Origin of the sequence: Xanthomonas prunicola, assembly GCF_025266575.1 — a bacterium.
Taxonomy (GTDB): Bacteria; Pseudomonadota; Gammaproteobacteria; order Xanthomonadales; family Xanthomonadaceae; genus Xanthomonas; species Xanthomonas prunicola.
The window spans coordinates 2,849,554-2,870,523 of sequence record NZ_CP096142.1; the positions used below are offsets into that span (position 1 = coordinate 2,849,554).

A 20,970-nucleotide genomic window follows, 5' to 3' on the forward strand; every position below is an offset into this window, starting at 1 on the left:
ACTTCCATGCCGGTTGCGCTCACCACCGATTCATTGCGCCGGCACTAACGTCGCGGCATTGCTATCTTTAACGGAATATCCCTTGGAGCCTGTCATGCCTCGTTTGTCGCGCCTGGCCCTGTTGTTGTCGCTGACGTTCGTCGCCGGCCATGCCGTCGCCGGCCCGGAAGAAGACCAGCGCGCACGTAATGCGGTGCGGGTGCTCACCGAGATCATGAAGATCCCCGAGCAGGCCATTCCGGACAAGCTGCTGGACGAAGCGCGCGCCATCGTGGTCATTCCCGATACGCTCAAGGCCGGTCTGGTGATCGGCGGCCGTCGCGGCCACGGCCTGATGTCGATGAAGAACGCCGACGGCAGCTGGTCGCAGCCGGTGTTCGTCAAGCTCACCGGCGGCAGCATCGGTTTCCAGGCCGGTGTGCAGTCGTCCGACGTGGTGCTGGTGTTCCGCAACGACCGCAGCCTGGACAACATCGTCAACGGCAAATTCACCCTCGGCGCCGACGCCGGCGTGGCCGCAGGCCCGGTTGGCCGCAACGCCGCTGCGGCAACCGATGGCCAGCTCAAGGCCGAAATCTGGTCCTGGTCGCGCGCCCGCGGCTTGTTCGCCGGCGTTGCGCTGGACGGCGCGGTCCTGCAGATCGACGATGCCGCCGATCTCAATGCCTATGGCGGCGGCGCCACCCCGCGCATGATCTTCGAAGGCCGCACCAACGAGCGCCCCTCCACCGATGTGATCGCCTTCCGCGACCGTCTGGAAGAGGCCACCTACACCGCACGCGCCAATCGCGGCACCGACGCCGCGATTGGCGCGCCACCGGCACCGCGTCCACAGACCCCGCCACCGGCGCAGGCGCAGCAACCGACCAATGTGCCGCCGGCCAACGAAGCCAGCACCGTGCCGATGCAGCCCAGCGCTACGCCGCCCGCCCAGCAAGGTTTCCAGCCGGTGTCGGAGGGCGAAATCCGCACCGAATCACTAGACGGTAACCGCTAAAGCACTGTCATCCCCCTGCGCGGTGCGCTGGGGTATCCTGCGTCTTCCTTCTTCTTCAGCAAGCGAGCAGATCATGGGCGGTTTCAGCATTTGGCACTGGCTGATCGTGCTGGTGATCGTGTTGCTGGTGTTCGGTACCAAGCGGCTCACCAGCGGTGCCAAGGACCTCGGCAGCGCGGTCAAGGAATTCAAGAAAGGCATGCACGACGACGACAAGCCGGCCGGCAAGCTCGGCGACGACTCCCGCACTGCCGAGCAGGCGCGTGAGGCGCAGGCCGAACGCGACCGCGACGCGCGCTGATCCGGAGCGTCGTCGGTGTTTGACATAGGTGTTGGCGAACTGACGCTCATTGCGGTCGTCGCCCTGGTGGTGCTCGGCCCAGAACGTTTGCCCAAGGCGGCCCGATTCGCCGGATTGTGGGTGCGCCGTGCGCGCATGCAGTGGGATTCGGTCAAGCAGGAACTCGAACGCGAACTCGAGGCCGAAGAGCTCAAGCGCAGCCTTCAGGATGTGCAGGCCTCGCTGCGCGAGGCCGAAGACCAGCTGCGCAACTCCCAGCAGCGAGTCGAGCAGGGCGCCCGCGCGCTGCATGATGACGTCAGCCGTGATATCGACATCCGCAGCAGCGCCACGCCGGTGGCAACGCCGTTGGAGCTGGCGCATGCAGATTTGTCTTCCAGCGCGCATCTCGATGCGGCTGCACCTGCACCCTCCGCGCCCGTGATTGCGCAGGCCCAACCCATTGCGCCAGCGCCGCATCAAACCCTGGTCCCGGCTCCCCACGACACCGTCGTGCCGGCGCCGCACGCCGCGCATCTCACCAGCGCGCCTGCGCCGGTGAGCGTCGCGCCCGTCGATGCGGGCACACCGGCTGCGCTGCCGATCAAGCCGACCAAGATCCAGGAGAAACAGCCGTGAGCCTGTTCGACGACGCACAGGCCGAAAGCAGTTTGATCGAGCATCTGGTCGAATTGCGCGCCCGCCTGGTACGGGCGCTGATCGGTCTGGGCGTGGTATTGCTGGCGCTGCTGCCGTTCTCGCGGGCGATCTACTCATGGCTGGCCGCACCGCTGATCTCACAGCTGCCGCTGGGGCAGACGATGATCGCGATGAACCCGGCCGGCGCGTTCTTCGCCCCGCTCAAACTGACCTTCTTCGTGGCGGTGTTCTTTAGCGTGCCGTGGCTGCTGTATCAGGCCTGGGCATTCGTGGCGCCGGGCCTGTACCAACGTGAGAAAAAGCTGGCATTTCCGTTGCTGGCCTCGGCGGTGGCGCTGTTCTACCTCGGTTGCGCGTTCGCGTATTTCCTGGTGTTGCCAGCGGTGTTCCACTTCCTGACCACGTTCAAGCCGGACGTGATCGCCATTACCCCGGACGCCAATTCGTACCTGGATTTCGTTCTCGCCATCTTCTTCGCCTTCGGTGCCAGCTTCGAGCTGCCGGTGGCGTTGGTGATCCTGGTGCTGCTGGGCTGGGTTACGCCGAAACAGCTCAGCGAAGGCCGCGGCTACGCCATCGTCGGCATCTTCATCCTGGCTGCCGTGCTTACCCCGCCGGACGTGGTCTCGCAGCTGATGCTGGCCATCCCGATGTGCCTGCTCTACGAACTGGGCATCATGGCCTCACGTGCGGTGGCGCCGAAGGATGCGGCGTCCAGCGCTGCTAGTTGAGCCAGAAGGCTGCGTCCTTCGTGCGCATGGTCGATGCCATATGCGCGATTGTGCCGAGGGTGACTGCACCACCATCCACCCGAAAGGAACATAAAAAAAGCCGCCCTTTCGAGCGGCTTTTTTTGCTACGCCTCAGCAATGCCAGCGCGTGACTCAGGCCACAAACACATCCGGCCGTGATGGAGGGGCTGGCTGGGCGACGGCGTCTTCATGGCCGAACATCTGCTTCCATGCCGCGTACACCGAGCCGGCGAACACTGGCATCAGCACGGCCATCAACAGCAGCTGGGCCAGCCACATTGCCACGGTCTGGCCGGCGACCAGGCCGACGATCAGCGCCACGATCATCACACCAAAATAAATCGCGAAGATGGCGATGAAGGCGAGCACGAAGAACACCAGCATCGCCGGCAGGTTGTGCAGGCTGGCGCGCAGGCTTTCGCGCAGCGCATGACCGCCGGTGCTGCGGTTGAACATCACCTGCGGCGGCATCACGAACAGCGCCAGCGTCATCGCCGCAAACGTGGCGATGGTCAGCAGCAGCCACAGCAGGATGCGCCCGGCCGGCAGGCTGGCCGCCAGTTGCTCGATCTGCACCGGATCCGGCTGCGCGCCGGACTGGCTGATCTGGTTGATCTTGACCATCACTTCGGACAGCTGGTGCAGGCCGCTGGCACCGATCATCGCCAGCAACAGCACGCCCAGCAGCAAACCGGCGATCAGCTGCGGCAGCAGCGAGACCAGCAGATGCGGCGCGCGGCCTTCCTGCAGGCCATGCAACAGATGCGATGGCTTGGCGATGCGGCCTTCGTCCACTTCGCGGATGGCCCATAGCAGGCCGCCCATGAACAGTGGGCCGGCCAGCACTAGCAAAAACTGCAGGGCCGGGCCCAGCAGTGGTACCAGCACCGATAGCGACACCACCAGCGAGGCGGCCACGCTCCAGATCACCCCCAGCGAGCCAAGCGCCAGCGGCGCCCGCTTCAACAGCGAGAAACCGGTCAATAGCCACTCTGCGCCGGCAGATGCCGGCACCTTACGAATTTCGCTCATTCCCATTCCGGATCGATACGCGCGCCGGACCATCCGGCGTCACGCGATTATCGCTGCTTTTACGTGTGCGCGGCGGGACGAGCGTTCACTGTTTGCAGGCCGCGTGCGTGATGCACGAATCGGCGCAGCAACTTGCGGGCGATGGGAGCGGCGGTGACCTCGCGGGCGACCGTGCGGGCGCAACGCCCATGGCGGGCGATGCAGTCGGCACGCGCCTGCACGTAGCCGCGCATGTGGTGGGTGGCGAATTCGGGATGGAACTGGACGCCCCAGGTGGCCTGGCCCCAGCGGAAGGCATGGCAGCGGTCCTGCCGCGAGTGCGCCAGCACGACGGCGCCATCGGGGGCGCGGACGACCGTCTGCAGATGGGTGGCATGGGCCGGGAACTGCGGCGGAAGGCCTGCAAATAAAGGGTCTTGCTCAGCCGGCGGATCCAGTTCCAGCGCGATGGTGCCGGATTCGCGCCCGGCTGGGTTGTAGTCGACCTCGCCGCCGAGCGCGTGCGCCAGCAATTGGTGTCCGTAGCAGATGCCCAGCAACGGTTTGCCGTCATGGGCGGCGTCGCGCAGCCACTGCGCACTGCGCTCGCTCCAGTCCGCGCGGTCGGTGACGAACGCGGCCGAGCCGCTGACGATGATGCCGGCAAAGTCGGCGGGGTCGGGTAGCGCGTCACCATTGGCGACGTCGATGGCCACCGTTTCCTGCTCGGCCAGCCCAGCCGCCACGCGGATCCAGTGCTGGAAACGGCCGTATCGCTTCATCTCCGGCACGGGGTGCCCGGTTTCGATGATCAGGAACGGCAAAACGGACATGCGCGAAGATCCGGACACAACAGATGCCCCCGATTGTAGGCGGCAGCGACGCGTTTTTTTCAAGCGGCACTCCAATACGCGCGCTGCGGGTCATTACCGAATGACATGTCCTGATTCCCTCGCAGCGAAACGCTGATGATGGTAGCGGTGGTCGCTGACTGGTGCATGTCTTGGATATCGGCAGAAAAACGCACGGCTGCAATGACAGTGCCCTTGCGCCGTCGCTGTGGTCAGGTCGACGCAGGGTTCGGCGGGATTGGTTTGGAAAAACATCGAATCGTGCATAACCATCCGAATACCGTGCTTGACGGCTGCGGAGCACGTCGCCGTGCCGGCGTGCCGCATCCCATGCGTTCAATCCATGCAGTGTGTTGGGGCCATGGCCCAACGCGCAGCGGGCGTCGCACACGTCGTCGGCGCTTCGTATTGAAGAAGTCGCTCGCGGACAGATTGACTAAATTTCCGGGCATGAAAACCCATGCCACCAATCCACATTCGTTCCGCACAAACTCGCCTTACCCTCATGCCGAAAAGCCCGTGCTAACGGAGGATCAGGCAGCAGCCAGCAGCAGCGGCACGCATCAACCGCTTGGACTACCGCCTAGAAAACGGCGGAGGATAGAGTCGGATGACCCAGGGGCGTCGACGCGCGACAGGCAGCCCTTTACGGCAAGCGCGGTAAAAAAAGAGGAAATCGATGCCAGCGAAGGCGCATGGGACAGGCGATTTCGGCAGTGGCAGCCCTCTGCCGAAAAAAACGAGCGCATCAAAACCGAGCGGTACCCGGACAAGGTGAGCGCTGACGTCGGCGCGTCGTCAGCACATCATCGGCTACAACGATCGTCGCAGCATGGTTTGGAGGCGAGGGCATCTCTTCGACCGCGCGAACAACCGTCCGAGTGGTCTGCAAGAAAGCGACCGCGTGAAGAGCAGGGGCCATCTCGGCAGTCAAAGCGGCCATTCCATGGCATCGGGCTGACGACCGACGACCTTCGCAGGGCGGAACATCAGCTGGACTGGTCGGCAAAAAAACGGCTACAGGCACAGCGACTGCAGCAGCAGCGACAGTTGAGCGAGCCCCACGGAATCGCTCGCAACCACAATGCTGGCCTGTGCGTGTCGATGGCATATGACAACGAGCTGGCGCATCGCATGCGTGACGGGATGGCGTTGCCCTTCCTGGAAGAGAATGTCGCCGCGCAACTTAACGCGCAGCGGCTGGACAAATACCTCCAGTTGATTGCCACTGCACGGCGCGCCAGGGCAGGTGTGACGCCCCGCGATCTGGATCGTTGCACCGAGCTTGCGGCGCACTATCTCACCGAGACCGGATGGTTCGAAGGGGCATCGCTGAAGCAGCTGGCGCACGTGGGCAACAAGCTGAGCAAGCACGCGAACCAGCCCGCATGCATGGAGGCAATCGCGTGGATCGCCGGAGAGCTCACGCAGGCCGACGATCTGGTGGGGCTGGGAGGCTACCCGTCAATTCTGTTTCTGAATGCCTTCTCGAAGAATCTCGACAGCGGGCGGTGTGAACGCGCGGTGGCGCGTCTGGCACGTCATCTGCGGCGTGACGACCACGCCCGACAGGACCTGAGTCCGCAGAACATCAGCCTGGCACTCAATGCCTTCAGCAAGTGGACCGATAACCCGGACTGCCAGGCGATGGCGCACCGGTTTGCCGCGCTTGTCGCCAGCGACTACCGCCTGCGTTCGGCCATGGATGCCCAGAGCGTTGCGACCGCGCTCAACGCCCTGTGCAAATGGCCCGACTCGCAGGACTGCGCGAATGCCGTCAGCGCGCTCGCCGAGCGGTTGGCCGACGAGTCCAGATTGCGCAAGGAACTGAAGCCGCAAGAACTGGGAAACGCGCTCAACGCCCTGAGCAAATGGGCCGACAACGAGGTCTGTGCGGCGGCCGCCAGTGCGCTGGCCGCACGGTTGGTGGACGATCCCGGCTTGCGCAAGGCCCTCGACCCCATCAACGTGACTCAAGCGCTCAACGCGCTGAGCAAATGGGCCGATATACCGGTTTGTGCGTCGGCCGCCATCGCACTGGCCGAGCGGCTGACCGACGACCCCGGGCTGTGCAAGGCCCTGAACGCGCGAGGCCTGTCCAACGCGCTCAACGCCCTGAGTAAATGGCCCGACAACCAGGTCTGTGCGGCTGCCGCCAGTGCGCTGGCAGAACGCGTGGTCGACGACCCCGAGCTGCGCAAGGACCTGGACCCGCAGGGCGTGTCCAACGTGCTCAACGCGCTGAGCAAATGGCCCGATACCCCGGTCTGTGCAGCGGCCGGCAGTGCGCTGGCAGAACGCGTGGTCGACGATCCCGAGTTGCGCAATGGTTTGGACCCGCAAGGTGTGGCCAACGCGCTCAATGCGCTGGGCAAATGGCCGGATACACCGATCTGTAGGCAGGCCGCCAGCGCGCTGGCCGCGCGGCTGGCCCACGATCCAGAGTTGTGCAAGGCTCTGGACCCGCTCAACGTGACCCAAGCGCTGGAAGCGCTGAGCAAATGGCCGGATACACCGATCTGTGGGCAGGCCGCCAGCGCGCTGGCCGCGCGGCTGGCCCACGAGAAGAGGTTGCGCAAGGCCCTCAAGCTGCAGGAACTGGTCATCGCGCTCCATTCCCTGAGCAAATGGCCGGATACACCGATCTGCGGAGAGGCCGCCAGCGCGCTCGCCGAGCGACTGGTCGACGAGCCCCAGTTGCGCAAGGCGCTCGACGCACACCAGGTTGTCACCACGCTCAAGGCCTTGAGCAAATGGCCTGACAAGCAGGTCTGCGAGGTTGCCGCCAGCGCGCTGGCCGAGCGGCTGGCCGACGAGCCCCAGTTGCGCAAGGACCTGGACCGGCAAGGTGTGGTCATCGTGCTCAACGCGTTGAGCAAATGGCCGGACACGGCGGTGTGTGCTGAGGCCGCCAGCGCGCTCGCCGAGCGGCTGGTCGACGAGCCCGACCTGCGCAAGGAACTTGGCCCGGTAGACGTGACCAACGTCTTGAATGCCTTGAGTAAATGGCCGGGCACCGAGGTCTGTGCGGAAGCCGCCCGCATGTTGGCAGGGCGCTTGGTCGGCGATCCCCTGTTACGCAAGGCCTTCAATTCACTGGACGTGGCCAACGCGTTGAATGCCTTGAGCAAATGGCCTGACACCCCGGTCTGTGCAGCCGCCGTCAGTACGCTGGCCGAGCGGCTGGCCGCCGATCCCGGATTACGCAAGGATCTCAATCCATTAGACGTGGCCACTGCGCTCAATGCCCTGAGCAAATGGCCCGGCACGCCGGTCTGTGCGGCCGCTGCCAGCGCACTGGCCGCACGGGTGGCCGCCGAACCCAGGTTGCGCAAGGCCTTCGACGCGCAGCAAGTGTCCACCGCGCTCAACGCCCTGTGCAAATGGTCCGACAAACAGGTTTGTGCGGACGCCGCCAACACGCTGGCCGAGCGGCTGATACGCGAGCCGGATGTGCGCGACGTGCTCAAGCCGCGAGAAATGACCAACGCGCTTAACGCCCTGAGCAAATGGCCCGACACGCCGGCCTGTGCGGCCGCTGCCAGCCCGCTGGCCGCACGGGTGGCCGCCGAACCCAGGTTGCGCAAGGCCTTCGATGTGCAGCAAGTGGCCACCGTGCTCAACGCCCTGAGCAGATGGCCCGACAACGCGGTCTGTGCCGCCGCCGGCGGCGCGCTGGCTGAGCGGTTGGCCGACGAACCCGAGTTACGCCACGCCCTGACCGCGCATGGCGTGGCCACCGTGCTCAACGCCCTGGCCAAATGGCCGAACATGCCGGTCTGTGCGGCCGCCGTCAGTGCGCTGGCCGCACGGGTGGCCGACGAACCCGAGTTACGCAAGGCCCTGACCGCGCATGGCGTGGCCACTGCGCTCAACGCGCTGAGCAAATGGCCGGACATGCCGGTCTGCGCGGCCGCTGCCAGCGCGCTGGCCGAGCGGCTGACCGACGATCCCGATCTGCGCAAGGCGCTGGACGCTTCCAACCTGCCCCAAGTGCTCAACGCGCTGAGCAAATGGCCGGACGTGCCGGTCTGTGGTGAGGTGGTCAACGCGCTGGCCGAGCGATTGGTCGACGATCCCGAGTTGCGCAATGCCCTCGACGCGCTAGGAGTGGCCAATGCGCTCAACGCCCTGAGCAAATGGCCCGAGATGCCGGTCTGTGCGGTTGCCGTCGACGCGCTGGCCGCACGGCTGGCCAACGAGCCCGGGTTGCGCAAGGATCTGTGCCCGCAAGGCGTTGGCAACGCCCTCAACGCCCTGAGCAAATGGCCCGACGCGCCGGTCTGCGCGGCCGCTGCCAGCGCACTGGCCGAGCGGCTGACCAACGATGCCGGCTTGCGTCAGGTCTTCGACCCTATCAACGTGAGCCAAGCGCTCAATGCCCTGAGCAAATGGCCCGGCACGCCCGCCTGCGAGACAGCCATCGACGTCTTGGCTGCGAAGCTGGCCAACGAGCCCGATTCGCGCAAAGCCCTGGACCCGCAAGGCGTGGCCGTCGCGCTCAACGCGCTGAGCAAATGTCTCGCCAGGCCAGTGTGCCAGTCGGCATTCGTGCTGCTCGCCGAACGCGCAGGCTCGGCCGAGCTGCCCTGGCGGCAGTTCCAGATGCGTGGGATCGCGATGATGGCCAACGCGACGTCCCGGCTGTTGCATCTGGACGAAGAGGACGATGAGCAGTTCCGGACCTTGGCTGTGGCCAAGCTGCAGGCGATGGCCGGGCACCTGGATGTGCACCGCGAGCATTTTGCCTCCGCTTCGGCCGTCGATATCGGTGTGCTCTTCAAGGCCCTTGCATCGGCGCGGCTTCAGCGCCAGATGCGTCCGCTGGGACAGCCCGCGCTGGAGCGGGTGTCGGCCCTGATCGGGGACGATGAATTACGCCAGACCAGCCTTGAAGGGATCGGCAGCCTCTGCATGGGACTATTGCCGCTGATCCGCAGTCCGGAGCTGAGCCCCCGCCACCGCGTCCAGGCATTGCGCGTGTTCGACACGTTGCAGCCCATCGTCGCGCGCAAGATCGACCTGTACCTGCGCGACGATGGCGCAGGCGCGTCGGCCGACATCGAACAGCACGCCACGCGCTGCCCGGCGCTGACCTTCTACCAGGTGCTCAAGGCCTACGCGGTGGTGAGCCGGCAATGGAAAGCGCGCCATCTTGACGGCCCGCGCAAGGAACTGCGCCAGCACCGCGACGAACTGGTGAAGTGGGTGGACCTGACGCTGGCGCGCACGCGTGAGGCGATCGAGGCGGACCTGGGCGAGATGAGCTGGAACCTGATCGCGCAGATCGAGGCCGGCGACCAGGTGTTCGACGCCCTGGACCTGCGCATGGCCAAGGAAGCGCCGGCGATTACCCAGGCCCATCCACCGACCCGCTTCGACCTGGACAGTGGGCGCTTGAGCATGTCCTCGGTTCCCGGCCGGCCGGTGGCACCGGCGCCCGGCCGCGGCAGCACGACCCATGTGGTGGTCGATCTGGTGGGCAAGGAGCTGTCGAGCAACCAGTCCGAATCGGACAAGCCGTACTCGCTGTTTGCGCGCCTGACCGGGCTGCCGCTGGTGGAGGTGCAACTGCCTGGCGAGCTATCGACCTTCATGCTCGCGCGGACGTTCAACTACAACGGCGAGCCCTGGCGCTTCGACCTGTTCGGCGGCAGCCGCGCGGCGCGCAGCAAATCCGGTAGCAGCAGCCTGGTGCTGTCTCACAGGAAGGAGTCGGCGTCGCTGTTGCCGGCGTTCCGCTATGCCGACACCGCCCCGGGCAGCAGCCTGATGCACCTGGCGGCCAAGCTCGCTCCGCAACGCGAGGACTGGTCGCGCATGCAGCGCTCGCTGCTGGAGATGGTGCCCAGCGACCATGTCGTGGAGGGCACCCTGCGCCTGGGCGTGTTCGATGACGTCGAGGGCCCTGCGCATCCGTTCAAGCCGTTGGCCGTGGATGGCACTGCCCTGGCGCTGTGCCCCAACGATGGCTGCGGCTTCCTGAAACTGGGGGTGGCCTTGTCCATTCCGGCCTTCCGCAAGCATTACGAGGCCTGGCACGCGGTGCAGGCGAACCAGGCCACCGAGGAGCAGCGCGATCTGGTGGCCAAGGACAAGGGTCCTTCGCTGATGCCACCGCAGGCGCTGCAGCATTACCCGCGCGATGCGGCGGCGCTGGAAGAGGCGCACGCGGCGATGCAGGACCGGCTGCAGACACTGGAGCCGACAGGCGATGATCCGCTGTGGGTGTACAGGCCGCTCATCGGCGGTGGCTACCAGGGTCAGCGGGTGCGGGCGGTGCCGTCGGCCGACGACAAGGTGCATCTGCCGCAGCAGCGCAGCCAGGCCTTCGACCTGGCCGGTGGCCCGTTGCTGCTCGGCAAGCCTCCCTACGACAAGGAAAATCTGCTGCCGGTGCCGGAGCAGCGCATCGCCACCGTGGCCAAGGGCGACGCCACCGCCGCGTTCCTCTCCCAGTGCTTCGGCATCCAGTACAGCTACACCGGTTTCGATGATCGCTCCGGCGTCGATCCGCAGATGCTGCACAGCAAGGGCATGCTGGTGGTGGTGCCCGAGCAGCAGTGGCCGGCTGAGTTCAGCGACACCGACCTGGCCTGCTCCAAGGAAGATCTGAAGACGCTGTCGTGCTGGACGAGCGGCCGCGACCGCGGTGCCTTGCCGCGCGACATCCTCAGCACCGGCAGCCTGCGGCTCAAGGACATCGTGGAGCCTGGGCGCCTGGGCGCACTGCCGATCGACGAGTTGCGCAAACGCAACATGGATACCGACGGCGACGACGCCTTCGTCTACGCAGGCTATCCCAAGCTGGCCGCGCTGATTTCGCGGGTGATGGTGGATCGCCAGGCCCGGCGCGGTCGGCAACAGTCCTTCAAGCCGCCGAAGACGGCCACGCCGGCCATCGACCCGGTCAGCGGCCACTACCAGTCCGGACGGCTGTCGGAGATCATGTCCCTCAAGCGCGGTCAGCGCATCACCTCAGCGGCGGCCACGCTGGCGGCGCGTTTCATGGGGCAGCCGGACGAACTGCGCGAAGCGATGGCGCGCGACATGATGTTCGGCACCTACGATGGCATCGAGCGCGAGTTGCGCAACGGCTTGCGCCAGCTGCTCGACGGGGAGGCGCGCGATCCTCAGGTGTTGGCCACGCTGCGCGTGCAGGCGCGCGAGGCGATCGAACGCGCCCACCTGCCCGAGGCGCGCCAGGCGGCCGCGTTGCTGCACGCCCAGCTGCTTGCGCTTGCGGCGGACCCGGCCGTCGACAGCACCGCGCCGGCGTTGCCCGAGGCCCTGGCTGAGGCGTTTCCCGGCCTGGCCAAGGCCTACGAGGCCGCCTCTGGCGTCGACGCACGCATCCACGCGATTCTGGACAACTACCCGGTGTGCCGGCTGTCGCATGCGCAGTTCCCGGACGGGCAACCCGGGCTCATCCCCGGCGAGCCGGAACTGACCATGCGCAACCTGTTCACCATCGCGATCAAGGTCGGCACCGATGCGCTGAAGTCCGACACTGGCACGGCGCTGTTCGCCAAGATCGTGGAGGCCTGCGAACGGGCCGAGCGCGGCTTCGCCGAGCGTGTCCGCAGCGTGCCCTACAGCAGGGCAACCGCCCGGGCCATGCAGGACGGGCGCTTCGATCCCGAACAGACCAAGCTGCTGCTGCAGCGCATGCCGTCGATGGCCGCTGGGGTTATGGAAGACGCGCTTGAGGCGCTACAGCAGACCGGCTGGATCGACCGGCCGCAACCGCCGGCCGAGCGGCTGCGCGCCGTGCAGCCGCAGGACATTGCGGCTGAGGCACAGGCCTTGCTGATGCGTGCCCGCCAGATGGAGCCCCAGGTCACCGACATGCTCAAGCGCGTTGCCGCCCGCCATGGTGGGCAATTGGCCGGCACACAGCATCAACTGAAGTCCTACGGCTCGTTGCAGGAAAAGCTCAGGCAGCGGGTGGCGTTGAAGAAGCAGACGCTGGAAGAGGCGGCAGCCGGCGTCAACGACGCGCTGCGCTACAGCGTGGTGCTGGAACCGCAGGACTTTACCGCCGGCCTGCGCGCCATGCTGGCCACACTGGACGATCAGGGCCATGCACGGGTCAAGCTGACCAATCAATTCACCGTCTACCCGCCCTCCTTCAAGGCCATCAATGTCACGCTGCGCAGCCCTGACGGTGCGCTGTGGGAGATCCAGTTCCACACCCCGGAGACCTTCGCGCTCAAGGAGCGCTTCCACGATCTGTACAAGCGCACCCATGCGCTGGCGGTTGGCGGCGCTTCGCGGGCCGAGCAGCGCACCCTGCAGGCGCCTGCGCTGGAGGCCTTCAAGCGCGTGGCCTCGCCGCCAGGGTGCGAGGAGATCGACGACTGGCAGGAAGAGACCGTGCCGGCGTTGGCAAGCACACTGCCGACGCTTGCCTCCGAACAGGTCCCCGTCAATGCAGACGCATCGCCGGCACACAGCGTGTTCAACACCGCCACAGACAAGCAAGCGTCGCTGACGCCGGTGCTCAACACGCTGGCCGAAGGTTTGGGCGCGCGGCTATGGGGCAACGTGCGCTACGACGCCAAGCAGGGCCGGATCGAGCAGATGCAACAGGCTCCGTTCCAGAAATCGGTCGCCTCGATCAAGGACAAGATCCGGCGCCATCTGCGCGCCGGCATGACCGCCGAACAGGCTACGCAGAGCGTAGGCGATGCGCTGCGCTATGCGCTTGAGTTGCCGTCCGAGGGTTTCGTGGCGAAGGTGCAGGCGGCCCAGGACGCACTGCGTCGGCAGGGGATGACGTGCGTGAAGCTGAAGAATTACTTTACCTCGGGAGACGGCACCTACCGGGGCATCAATGCCAGCTTCATCGATGCCGAGGGCTACGCGTTTGAAGTGCAGTTCCACACTGCGCAGAGTTTCGACGCCAAGGCGCAAACGCATCTGTCGTACAAGCGGATGCAGTTGGCGCAGACACGCCTCGACAGGGAACGGCAAAAACCTCAGCCCGACCCGGTCAGGCAGGCAAAACTGACGCAGGAGATCGCAGGGCACAGAAAGGCGATGCACGAGATGACAGCCAAGGTGAGCAAGCCCGCCCACATCGAGCGGCTTGGAGGCCGCGCATGAGGACCAATCAGCGCGCAAGACGTCGCGAAACTGCGGCTCTCAGGAGGGTCCAGCTGTGAGCCATACGACATCTCCACCCTAAAGGCATGAGCAACGAGTTCCACTGGTGCGGGAATCAAGCGCGTGCGGCTCGCAGGTGCGGGCGAATGCGTCGATCGCCGTCATGGCGATCGACCGCGACGTGTGCGAGAACGGCGTGCAAACCGGAGGTGTTGCTGCGTGCATGGCAAGCACCGTGCGCCTGAGCGAACACGAGCGATCGGCAGGCATCGGTCCTGCTGTCAGCAGAGAGACGTCTTCAACCGATCCCTGCCGGCCCTCGAGGCCTCGCGGCGTCGAAGGTCCCCTACGGAGCATGCACGCGCAAGCGGCGTGGTCGTCAGGACGAAGGACGCGTCTACTCCCGCGGCGGCAGTACCGACAGTACTTCTTCGATGGTGGTCAACCCGGCGGCGACCTTTTCCAGGCCGGTCCGGCGCAGCGTGCGCAGGCCCTCGCCGCGGGCGGCCTGGCTGAAGCTCGCCAGTTCGGTGTCCGGGCGGATGAGGGTGCGCAGGCGTGGGGTTACCGGCAGCAGTTCGTACAGGCCCACCCGGCCCAGGTAGCCGGTGCGGCGGCATTCCAGACAGCCGACCGGCGCGTGCACGTTGAGCGGTGCCGGCAGCGCTTCGCCGGGCTCGCGGATGGCCGCCCAGTCGGTGTCGCTGAGCGTATGCGGGCGCTTGCAGTGCACGCACAGCGTGCGCACCAGCCGCTGCGCCAGCACGCCGTTGAGCGTGGACGCCACCAGGTAATGCGGCACGCCCAGATCCAGCAGGCGGGTGATCGCCGAGGCGGCATCGTTGGTGTGCAGCGTGGACAACACCAGATGCCCGGTGAGCGAGGCCTGCACCGCCATCTGTGCGGTTTCCAGGTCGCGGATTTCACCGATCATGATGATGTCCGGGTCCTGGCGCAGCAGCGTGCGCACGCCGCTGGCGAAGTCCAGATCGATGTTCTGCTGCACCTGCATCTGGTTGAATTCCGGCGCGATCATTTCGATCGGGTCTTCCACGCTGCACACGTTCACGTCCGGCGTGGCCAGCCGCTTGAGCGTGGAATACAGCGTGGTGGTCTTGCCCGAGCCGGTGGGGCCGGTGACCAGCACGATGCCGTGCGGACGCTCGACCAGCGCGCTCCAGCCGGCGGCCTCTTCGGGGCTGAAACCCAGTTGCTCGATGCTCTTGAATGCCGAATCCGGGTCGAAGATACGCATCACGCACTTCTCGCCGAAGGCGGTGGGCATCGTCGACAAACGCATTTCCACCTCGCGCCCGCCCGGCGAGCGGGTCTTGATGCGGCCGTCCTGTGGCCGGCGGCGTTCGGCCAGATCCATGCGCCCGAGCACCTTGATGCGGCTGACCACTGCGGTCATCACCGACGGCGGCACTTCCAGCACCTTGTGCAGCACCCCGTCGATGCGAAAGCGCATGCGCCCAGCCTCGCGACGCGGCTCCAGATGGATGTCGCTGGCCCGCTGCTCGTAGGCGTACTGCAGCAGCCAGTCGACGATATGTACGATGTGGTGGTCGTCGGCATTGACGTCGCCGGCGCGGCCCAGTTCCACCAGTTGTTCGAAGCTGGGCAGGCCGACATTGGATTCGGTGCTGCGTGCATCGCTGCGTGCGCCGCGCACCGACTGGGTGACGCCGAAGAACTCCATCGTGTAGCGATGCAGGTCCAGCGGGTTGATCAGCGCCAGCTCGATGCGGCGCCGGCTCAGGTGTTGCACGTCGGCCAGCCAGTCCAGCGCCAACGGCTCGCTGGTGGCGATCAGCACGCGCTCGGCATCTAGCGCCAACGGCAGGATGCGATGGCGGCGCGCGTAGGCGTGCGAGACCACGCCAGTGACGGCGGCGACATCGATGCGGGTGGGGTCGATACGCAGATAGCGCAGCCCGGTGCGGGTGGCCAGCCATTCGGTCAGCCGCTCCAGCCCGAGCTCGCCGGCCGGCGGTTGTGCAGCATGCAATTTCAGATTGGCCAGCAGCACCAGCGGATGTACATCGCTGGCACTGCGCGCGCCGCTGGCGGAAAACTGCACACGCTCGTGTTCGTGCGGGACCACCATGCCGTCGGCCAGCAGGGCGGCAGCCACCGGGTCGAACATCAGCCGGCCGCGCGGCAGCAGTGCCACTGCGTTATCCGGATCGGCGGTGCGCCGCTGTTCCATGCGTGTCTTCCCCTGCAGCGGTGCTCCGCAGCAAAGCGCCGCGGGTCGGCCGGTATACTAGCGCACCCCTTCCGCACGGCCTTTGCTGCATGTCCGATTCCCGGCGCGTTCCAATCACTTTTCAGGGCCTGATCCAGACCCTCAACCAGTACTGGGCCGATCAGGGCTGCGTACTGATCCAGCCGCTGGACCTGGAAGTGGGTGCGGGCACGTTCCATCCGGCCACCTTCCTGCGCGCGCTGGGCCCGGAGCCGTGGAATGCCGCCTACGTGCAACCTTCGCGCCGCCCCACCGACGGCCGCTACGGCGAAAATCCCAACCGGCTGCAGCGCTACTACCAGTACCAGGTGGCGATGAAGCCCAACCCGGACAACATCCAGGATCTGTATCTGGGCTCGCTCAAGGCGCTGGGCATCGACCCGCTGGTGCACGACCTGCGCTTTGTCGAAGACAACTGGGAGTCGCCCACGCTCGGCGCCTGGGGCCTGGGCTGGGAAGTCTGGCTCAACGGCATGGAGGTGACCCAGTTCACCTACTTCCAGCAGGCCGGCGGACTGGAGTGCAAGCCGGTGCTCGGTGAGATCACCTACGGTCTGGAGCGGCTGTGCATGTACCTGCAGAGCTGCGACAACGTCTACGAGTTGGTGTGGACCTACGGTCCGGACGGCGCCGCAGTGACGTACGGCGATGTGTATCACCAGAACGAGGTGGAGCAGAGCACCTACAACTTCGAACACGCCAATGTGGCCGAGCTGTTCCACCGCTTCGACGCCTGCGAAGCCGAAGCAAAACATCTGGTCGAGGTCGGCCTGCCGTTGCCGGCGTATGAGCAGGTCACCAAGGCCAGCCATGCCTTCAATCTGCTGGATGCACGCCGCGCGATCAGCGTGACCGAACGCCAGCGCTACATCCTGCGCGTGCGCACCTTGTCGCAAAGCGTGGCGCAGGCGTATTACGCACAGCGCGAGAAGCTGGGGTTTCCCGGGGTCAAACACTGATGCTTTTCCCAAAACGCTGATGCGGTTGCCTTCCCCCACTGGCGGAGGAAGGTGCCCGCAGGGCGGATGGGGGCAGCACGCCGTCGCCGCCGCGCAACCCTCATCCGGCGCATCGCGCCACCTTCTCCCGCACGCCGGAGAAGGACATCATCAAGCCACCTTCGTCGGTTGACGAACGAAGCGAAAACCAAGGTCCGACGCAATGACTCAGATGCACCCCCTGCTGATCGAACTGGGCACCGAAGAGCTGCCGGTCAAGGCGCTGCCGGGCCTGGCGCAGGCCTTCTTCGACGGCGTGTTGAGCGGGCTGGAAAAGCGCGGCATCGCCGTCACCCGTGGCGATGCCAAGCCGCTGTCCACGCCGCGGCGCCTGGCGGTGCTGCTGCCGGGCGTGGCCACCGAGCAGCCGGAGCAGCGCTCCGAAGTGCTGGGGCCGTATCTCAATATCGCGCTGGATGCTGCCGGCCAACCGACCAAGGCCTTGGTCGGTTTCGCCGCCAAGGCCGGCATCGACTGGACCGCGCTGGAGCGCACCAGCGACGCCAAGGGCGAGCGTTTCGTGCATCGCGCGGTGACGCCGGGCGCGCAAACCGCCGCGCTGTTGCCGGAGATCCTGCGCGAGGCGATTGCTGCGATGCCGATCCCCAAGCCGATGCGCTGGGGCGCCCACGAATATGCCTTCGCACGGCCGGTGCAATGGTTGGTGCTGTTGTTCGGTACCGAGGTGATTCCTGCCGAATTGCTGGGCGTGCGCGGCGATCGCGTGACGCGCGGGCATCGCTTCATGCATGAGGGCCCGGTGTCGCTGGCGGCGCCCGGCGACTACGTGGATGCGCTGCGTGCTGCGCATGTGCTGGTGGATCCCGATGCACGCCGCACCCGCATCGTTGAAGAAGTGGAAGCGTCTGCCAAACAGGCCGGCGGCAGCGCACGCATCGGCGACGACAACCTGGAGCAGGTGGTCAACCTGGTCGAATGGCCGTCGGCGGTGCTGTGCAGTTTCGAGCGCGATTTCCTGGCGGTGCCGCAGGAAGCGTTGATCGAAACCATGGAGATCAACCAGAAATTCTTCCCGGTGCTGGATGACGGCGGCAAGTTGACCGAGCAGTTCATCGGCATCGCCAACATCGTCTCCAAGGACGTGGCCGAAGTGGCCAAGGGCTACGAGCGGGTGATCCGCCCGCGGTTTGCCGATGCCAAGTTCTTCTTCGACGAAGACCTCAAGCAGGGGCTGGAAGCGATGGGCGCGGGTCTGGCCAGCGTGACCTATCAGGCCAAGCTGGGCACGGTGGCCGACAAGGTGGAATACGTGGCCAAGCTGGCCGAATTGATCGCCCCGCAAGTCGGTGCCGATCCGGTGCAGGCGCGTCGGGCTGCGCAGCTGGCCAAGAACGACTTGCAATCGCGCATGGTCAACGAATTCCCGGAACTGCAGGGCATTGCCGGGCGTCATTACGCCAAGGCCGCAGGCGAGCCGAGCGAGATTTCGCTTGCCATCGACGAGGCCTACCAGCCGCGTTTTGCCGGCGACGACATCGCACTGTCGCCGCTGGGCAAGGTGCTGGCGATTGCCGAGCGGTTGGATACCCTGGCCGGTGGGTTTGCGGCGGGCCTGAAGCCGACTGGCAACAAGGATCCGTTTGCGCTGCGGCGTAATGCGTTGGGGTTGGCGCGGACGGTGATTGAGAGTGGGTTTGACCTGGATTTGAATGAATTGCTCGCAGTTGCAATTAATCAAGCAAAAATGGCAATAGTAAGTAAAAAAGCAAACGACACGTTGAAGGTTGCCAGTGAGGCAAAAGAAAAAGGCGTAAACGTAAAGGACGGAACTTTTGCAGCAGAGTCTTTTAGTTTCGATATGTACGGTGAGCTTTACGACTTCATCCTCGACCGCCTGAAAGGCTACTACACCGACAAAGGCGTCCCCGCCACCCACTTCAACGCCGTCGCAGAATTGCGGCCGGCGTCCCTCTACGACTTCGACCGCCGCATCGACGCCATCGGCATCTTCGCCACGCTGCCCGAAGCCGAAGCCCTGGCTGCGGCCAACAAGCGCATCCGCAACATCCTGCGCAAGGTCGACGGCGAGATCCCCGGCGATATCGACACCACGCTGCTGCGCGAACCGGCCGAAGAAGCCTTGGCCGAAGCGGTGGAAGCGGCCATCGGCGATACCGGCGATGCGCTGCATCGTCACGACTACGTTGCCGTGCTGGCGCGCCTGGCGCGCCTGCGTCCGCAGGTGGATGCATTCTTCGACGGCGTGATGGTCAATGCCGACGACCCGCAGCTGCGCGCCAACCGACTTGCACTGTTGAAGAAGCTCGGCGACCGCCTTGGCAGCGTCGCCGCCATCGAGCATCTGTCCAGCTGATGGCCAGTTCGGCGGGCGCGCTGCACTGGCAGACCGCCCAGGCCGCGTTGGCACGTCGCGATCTGGATGTAGCTGCGTCCGCACTGCAGGCGCTGCTGGATGTCGAACCGACGCACGTGTCTGCGCGCGTGCTGCTGGCCGGCACCGTGTTGGCCAACGGCCGCATGCGCGAAGCGGTCACGCAGCTACGGCTGGCCGCACGCGATGTTGGCGACGATGTGGCGATGCGTTGCCGTGTGGCGCAGGCCTTGTTACGCGTGGGCGAGCATCGTCAATTGCATGCGCTATTGCGTCATCCATCGGTGATGCAGTGTCGCGACGGCGCAAGCTTGGCCTTGCTCGCACACGTGCACCAATCCCTGGGCGAACACGTCGATGCCTTGGCGATGATGCAGCGGGCACAGGCCTGCGGAGTCGATGGCCCGGACTTCCGTTTCTTTCTTGCGGTACAACTGCAGTTCAATGGTCGCCTGGATGACGCAGCGCAGGCCTTGGAGCAGACCCTGGCGCTGTCGCCCGGCTACGGCCGTGCGGCACTCACGCGTGCGCGGTTGCGCCGTCAGACCGTCAGCAGCAACCACGTCGAGCAATTACGTCAACAGTTGCAGCGCTCCAAACCCGAGAGCGAAGAGCGTGCCGGGCTGGCGTTCGCGTTGTACAAGGAGCTGGAGGACCTCGGCAACACCGAGGCCGCCTGGGACGCGCTACAGCACGGCAATGCGGTGATGCATGCACGTCTGCGCCACGATGCGGATGCCGAAGCCGCGCTGTACGCGCAGCTGGGTGCGTTGGCTGCGCAAGGCGTGTTTGCAGCGCAGGACACCGGCACCGTACAAGGGCCGCAGCCGATCTTCGTGCTTGGCTTGCCGCGCTCGGGCACCACGGTGCTGGAGCGCATGCTGGGCAATCATTCGCAGATCGTGTCGGCAGGCGAGTTGAACGACTTCGGCCATCAGTTGCGCTGGGGTGCGGATCAGGCCGGGCGCAGCCTGCTGGACGCACGGTTGCTGCAGGCGTTCCCGACGCTGGATTACGCGCAGATCGGTGCGCGGTACCTGGAACAGACCCAATGGCGTGCCGGATCGGCGCGTTGGTATATCGATAAATTGCCCGCCAATGCGGTGGCGATCGGCGCGATTGCGCGCGCATTGCCGGGCGCGTTGATCGTGCATCTGGTGCGCGAGCCGATGGCGGTGTGCTTTTCCAATTACCGCGCGCTGTTCGGCGATTCGTATGCCTACAGCTACGACCTGCAGACCCTGGCGCGTCACTACCAGGCGTATCACGGCTTGATGGCGCACTGGCGCGCGGCATTGCCGGGCCGGGTGATCGATGTGGACTACGCGCAGATGGTGCGTGCTCCATCCACCGTATTGCAGCAGTTGATGGCACGGTGTGGGCTGGACATCGAGCCCGGACAAATCGATATCACGCGCAATGCAGCGGCCTCGGCGACGCTGAGCAGCGTGCAGGTGCGCGAGGGCGTGCACAGTCGCAACGTGGAGGAATGGCGGCGCTATGCGTCGCAGCTGGAACCGTTGCGGCAGGCGTTGTCGGAGGCTGGCCTGATCGATGCTGGCGTGCATTAACAACGGCACGTGTCCGATGCGTCGCGCCAGACGCGCTGCAGGTGCGTTTCAACTGCCTTTAATCCGACGCGCACCCATGCAGTCGCCTCGGTGGGTAGCCGTGGCGTTAGCCGAACCCGCTCGCGCCACGTCATAAAT

Annotated in this window: 11 protein-coding genes; 8 read left to right on the top strand and 3 right to left on the bottom strand. The window is 65.7% G+C overall.

Annotated features, from left to right (window positions below):
* Positions 1 to 94: 94 nt before the first annotated feature.
* From M0D43_RS12130 to tatC, 4 genes are all read left to right on the top strand, one after another.
* Positions 95 to 997, top strand: coding sequence for a lipid-binding SYLF domain-containing protein (locus M0D43_RS12130; RefSeq protein ID WP_260807230.1), 903 nt, complete (start codon positions 95 to 97; stop codon positions 995 to 997).
* 73 nt (positions 998 to 1,070) lie between these two features.
* Complete coding sequence (gene tatA, locus M0D43_RS12135; RefSeq protein WP_003484969.1) at positions 1,071 to 1,298, top strand: Sec-independent protein translocase subunit TatA; 228 nt, start codon at positions 1,071 to 1,073, stop codon at positions 1,296 to 1,298.
* A 15-nt stretch (positions 1,299 to 1,313) separates the two neighbouring features.
* A complete protein-coding gene (gene tatB / locus M0D43_RS12140) occupies positions 1,314 to 1,916 on the top strand; it encodes a Sec-independent protein translocase protein TatB (RefSeq protein ID WP_252164820.1) in 603 nt (200 codons plus the stop codon).
* Positions 1,913 to 2,668, top strand: coding sequence for a twin-arginine translocase subunit TatC (gene tatC / locus M0D43_RS12145; RefSeq protein ID WP_101365204.1), 756 nt, complete (start codon positions 1,913 to 1,915; stop codon positions 2,666 to 2,668). The genes tatB and tatC overlap by 4 nt, the downstream gene beginning before the upstream one ends.
* 153 nt (positions 2,669 to 2,821) lie before the next feature.
* Here tatC and M0D43_RS12150 read toward each other — a convergent pair whose 3' ends face one another.
* Both M0D43_RS12150 and M0D43_RS12155 read right to left on the bottom strand, forming a co-directional pair.
* The gene (locus M0D43_RS12150; protein WP_260807231.1) at positions 2,822 to 3,721 is read right to left on the bottom strand and encodes a BPSS1780 family membrane protein; all 900 of its coding nucleotides are present in this window, start codon (positions 3,719 to 3,721) and stop codon (positions 2,822 to 2,824) included.
* Between the two features lie 59 nt (positions 3,722 to 3,780).
* Entirely contained in the window at positions 3,781 to 4,533 is a 753-nt protein-coding gene (locus M0D43_RS12155; RefSeq protein ID WP_252164822.1) for a glutamine amidotransferase, read from the bottom strand.
* Between the two features lie 468 nt (positions 4,534 to 5,001).
* On the opposite strand from M0D43_RS12155, the gene xopAD reads away from it, so the two are divergent.
* Entirely contained in the window at positions 5,002 to 13,659 is an 8,658-nt protein-coding gene (gene xopAD / locus M0D43_RS12160) for a XopAD/skwp family type III secretion system effector (protein WP_260807232.1), read from the top strand.
* A gap of 397 nt (positions 13,660 to 14,056) precedes the next feature.
* Here the strand turns inward: xopAD and M0D43_RS12165 are convergent, their stop codons facing one another.
* Complete coding sequence (locus M0D43_RS12165) at positions 14,057 to 15,871, bottom strand: GspE/PulE family protein (RefSeq protein ID WP_252164824.1); 1,815 nt, start codon at positions 15,869 to 15,871, stop codon at positions 14,057 to 14,059.
* Between the two features lie 89 nt (positions 15,872 to 15,960).
* Here M0D43_RS12165 and glyQ point away from each other — a divergent pair, with 89 nt between their 5' ends.
* From glyQ to M0D43_RS12180, 3 genes are all read left to right on the top strand, one after another.
* Positions 15,961 to 16,869, top strand: a complete 909-nt coding sequence (glyQ, locus tag M0D43_RS12170; protein WP_252164825.1) for a glycine--tRNA ligase subunit alpha — start codon at positions 15,961 to 15,963, stop codon at positions 16,867 to 16,869.
* Positions 16,870 to 17,071: 202 nt separating this feature from the next.
* Positions 17,072 to 19,243, top strand: coding sequence for a glycine--tRNA ligase subunit beta (gene glyS / locus M0D43_RS12175; RefSeq protein ID WP_252164826.1), 2,172 nt, complete (start codon positions 17,072 to 17,074; stop codon positions 19,241 to 19,243).
* The gene (locus M0D43_RS12180) at positions 19,243 to 20,832 is read left to right on the top strand and encodes a tetratricopeptide repeat-containing sulfotransferase family protein (protein WP_252164827.1); all 1,590 of its coding nucleotides are present in this window, start codon (positions 19,243 to 19,245) and stop codon (positions 20,830 to 20,832) included. Before glyS ends, M0D43_RS12180 begins: the two co-directional genes overlap by 1 nt.
* Positions 20,833 to 20,970 lie beyond the last annotated feature (138 nt).